Annotated in this window: 1 protein-coding gene; it reads left to right on the top strand. The window is 56.7% G+C overall.

The features are described 5' to 3' along the window. Positions 1 to 1,017, top strand: a 1,017-nt coding sequence (locus E4P00_RS26810; protein ID WP_348984619.1) for an immunoglobulin-like domain-containing protein, incomplete at both ends; no start/stop codon positions are given.

The raw sequence follows: 1,017 nt of genomic DNA, 5'->3' as shown, positions 1-1,017 counted from the left end.
CACCGGATGATGTCTACAAAGGCGATCAAACCGTCACCACCGCTATCAAGGGCGTGACCGGTGGCGAGCACTTCGAGAACCTGGTCCCGGGCACTACGGCGGTGAACACCACCGTTACGGATACCCCAGGCACCGATAACACCACTACCGTGACACTGACCGCGCCTAACGCCGTTAACGAAGGTGGTCAAATTACGTACACCGCTACGCTTTCCAATAAAGCGGGCACTGACGTCACGTTGAAGCTGGATAACGGTTCGTCGATCACCATTAAAGCGGGCGACACCGTCGGCACTGTGACCGTGCCTGCGCCTACCGATGATGTGTTTATCGATAAGAGCACGCAGACCGTTCAAATCACCGAAGCCACAGGCGGCAACTTCGAGAAGTTGGAAGTCGCGGGCAACGGCGCCACCACCACGATCAACGACACCATCGACAAGGTGGACGTAGTTCTGACTGCCACCACCTCCGTAGGTGAAGGCGGCAATATCGTTTACACCGCCAGTCTTGTGGATAAGAACGGCGCACCGGTGACCAACATCACCAACCCGCTGACCGTGACTCTGGATAACGGCCAAACCATCACCATTGGCGTGAATGAATCCAGCGCTAGCGTGTCGGTTCTTGCACCGGATGATGTGTACAAAGGCGACCAGACCGTCACTACCGCCATTCAAGGTGTGACTGGCGGCGAGCACTTCGAGAATTTGGTTCCAGGGACCGATAAAGTCACTACAACTGTGACTGACACACCGGGTACCGATAACACTACGACTGTCACGTTGACCGCGCCAAACGCAGTGAGCGAAGGTGGCCAGATCACCTACACCGCAACTTTGAGCAACAAGGCCGGCACCGACGTCACCTTGAAGTTGGATAACGGCTCGTCGATCACCATCAAAGCGGGCGACACGGTCGGCACCGTGACCGTCCCTGCACCTACCGATGACGTGTTCATCGACAAGAGCACGCAGACGGTCAAGATCACCGACGCTTCCGGCGGCAACTTCGAAA

Source organism: Pseudomonas sp. B329 (assembly GCF_023127835.1).
Classification (GTDB): domain Bacteria; phylum Pseudomonadota; class Gammaproteobacteria; order Pseudomonadales; family Pseudomonadaceae; genus Aquipseudomonas; species Aquipseudomonas synxantha_A.
This window is presented reverse-complemented; position numbering and strand designations above follow the sequence as displayed.